The 2760-nt window shown below is 59.6% G+C and carries 3 protein-coding genes; 2 read left to right on the forward strand and 1 reads right to left on the reverse strand.

The annotated features are described in order from the left end of the window. Positions 1-237 precede the first annotated feature (237 nt). Complete coding sequence (locus tag ACW9IR_RS29130; protein WP_016985257.1) at positions 238-633, reverse strand: DUF4280 domain-containing protein; 396 nt, start codon at positions 631-633, stop codon at positions 238-240. Positions 634-823: 190 nt separating this feature from the next. Here ACW9IR_RS29130 and ACW9IR_RS29135 point away from each other — a divergent pair, with 190 nt between their 5' ends. Both ACW9IR_RS29135 and ACW9IR_RS29140 read left to right on the forward strand, forming a co-directional pair. Further along, on the forward strand, positions 824-1891 hold the full coding sequence (locus ACW9IR_RS29135; protein WP_110720500.1) for a phosphotransferase family protein: 1068 nt from the start codon (positions 824-826) through the stop codon (positions 1889-1891). Between the two features lie 22 nt (positions 1892-1913). Continuing rightward, a complete protein-coding gene (locus tag ACW9IR_RS29140) occupies positions 1914-2681 on the forward strand; it encodes an SDR family oxidoreductase (RefSeq protein ID WP_095120260.1) in 768 nt (255 codons plus the stop codon). Positions 2682-2760 lie beyond the last annotated feature (79 nt).

Raw genomic sequence — 2760 nt, forward strand, 5'->3', positions numbered from 1 at the left:
CCCGGTCTCAAACGTAAAGGATGTACCCGGTCTTTACCCACCCTAGCCCTCTCCCAGAGGGAGAGGGAACCGACCGAGTTGTCTTGCTTCATACATCGACCTGCAAGACCGAGTCGATTATGGATTCACAGCTAGACTTTCACGTCGGCGGAGCTAATCAATATCCCCCAATCGGCTCCCTCTCCCCCTGGGAGAGGGCTGGGGTGAGGGGTTTGGATTTCACGCCAAGTAAAAAACTCACGGAATCAGCATCTGCATCTGCCCCGGCACCACAATCTTGATCACCCCCGCCCAGTTGCACATCAACGTCGAGTTGGCATCGATCGCCGGCATTCCGCCCAGCAACAACGTCGGCGCTCCGCCGGGAATCCACGGTGTGGCCGTCGCGGGTATACACGGCATCGGCGTCAACACCCCCAGCGCGGCGGCAGTTGCAGCGGCGACCATCGGGTTGGCCAAGCTCATGCACACACCAAACGGCAGGATATTCACCAATGGGATGTGATCCATGATGTTCGCCGCCGGCATCCCGCCGGTCAGCGTGCGGTTCACTGGCAACACGTTGAGCATCGACGGCGCGGCGCCGAAGCTGCATTGCAGCGTGGCCGTGGCACAGACTTGCGGACAGCCCATTTCAAAGCTCCTTTTTGCCCATGGCATACCCGCTAAACCTTAGTCTGCCACGGCCCTTCGCGCACATTCCCAAAGGTGATTATCCGGCAACACGCTAACCTATAAGACCGACCCGCGCTTGTGGCGACCTGAGCGCACCATTAGATTAGCCAATGATGTCTGGCCTCCAAAATAAGCAGAAGGGATAAGCATGGCGCTTACTGACCAGTCCACCCGTATCCGCTCCGGCGAAGAACTTGATGCCAGCCTGATCGATCCGTACCTCAAGGCGCACATTCCGGGCCTGAGTGGCACACCTGCGATCAGCCAGTTTCCCGGCGGCGCGTCGAACCTGACCTACCTGCTGGAATACCCGGAACAGGAGTTCGTCCTGCGCCGTCCGCCGTTCGGCCACAAGGCCAAATCCGCCCACGACATGGGCCGCGAATTCCGCATCCTCAATCAATTGCGTGACGGTTTCCCGTATTGCCCGAAGGCCTACGTGCACTGCACCGACGAATCGGTGATCGGCGCCGAGTTCTACGTGATGGAACGGGTCAACGGCATCATCCTGCGCTCGGAATTGCCGCCGGAACTGGGCCTCGATTCGGCAAAAACCGAAGCCTTGTGCAAAAGCTTCATCGACCGTTTCGTCGAACTGCACCGGGTCGACTACACCGCCTGCGGTCTCGGCGATCTGGGCAAACCGCAAGGCTACGTCGCCCGCCAGATCAAAGGCTGGAGCGAACGCTACGAAAAAGCCCTGACCCCCGACGCGCCACACTGGGAAAAGGTCAAAGCCTGGCTCAACGACAAGATGCCGGCCGACCACCCGACCTCGAGCATCGTCCACAACGACTACCGCTTCGACAACGTCATCCTCGACCCGCACAACCCGATGCAGATCATCGGCGTGCTCGACTGGGAACTGACCACCCTCGGCGACCCGTTGATGGACCTGGGTAACACCCTCGCCTATTGGATTCAGGCGGACGATCCGGCGCCGGTGCAACTGATGCGCCGCCAGCCGAGCCACGCGCCGGGCATGCTCACCCGCCGTGAGTTCGTTGATTACTACGCCGAACGCTCGGGCATCCAGATCGACAATTTCGACTTCTACTACACCTACGGCCTGTTCCGTCTAGCCGGCATCGTGCAGCAGATTTACTACCGCTTCTACCACGGCCAGACCCAGGACAAACGCTTCGCGCAGTTCATTCACATGAACAAACTGCTGGAGCAGATGAGCTTGCAGGTCATTGCGAAATCGAGCCTCTGACGGCCCACACCCAGGAACCCCTATGTCCAAGACTCAGTTGTTCGACCTCGACGGCAAGATCGCTTTCGTCTCCGGCGCCAGCCGTGGCATCGGCGAAGCCATCGCTAAACTGTTGGCCCAGCAAGGCGCCCACGTGATCGTCTCTAGCCGCAAACTCGACGGCTGCCAGCACGTCGCCGACGCGATCATCGCTGCTGGCGGCAAAGCCACTGCGGTGGCCTGCCACATCGGTGAGATGGAGCAGATCAGCCAAGTCTTCGCCGGGATCAAGGAACAGTTCGGCCGCCTCGACATTCTGGTCAACAACGCCGCGACCAACCCGCAGTTCTGCAACGTGCTGGACACCGATCTCGGCGCGTTCCAGAAGACCGTCGACGTGAACATTCGCGGTTACTTCTTCATGTCGGTTGAGGCCGGCAAGCTGATGCGTGAAAACGGTGGCGGCAGCATCATCAACGTCGCGTCGATCAACGGCATTTCGCCGGGGATCTTCCAAGGCATCTACTCGGTGACCAAAGCGGCGGTGATCAACATGACCAAAGTCTTCGCCAAGGAATGCGCGCAGTTCGGCATCCGCTGCAACGCCCTGCTGCCGGGCCTGACCGACACCAAATTCGCCTCGGCACTGGTGAAGAACGATGCGATCCTCAAGCAAGCGCTGACGCAGATTCCGCTCAAGCGTGTGGCCGATCCGAGTGAAATGGCCGGTGCGGTGTTGTACCTGGCGAGTGATGCGTCGAGCTACACCACCGGGGTTGCGCTGAATGTCGACGGTGGGTTCCTGTCCTGATCCCCATTGCAAACAAATAACCCCCTGTAGGAGTGAGCCTGCTCGCGATAGCGGTGTGTCAAATACATAAATGTTGACT

The organism is Pseudomonas sp. SDT291_1_S447 (assembly GCF_054070155.1).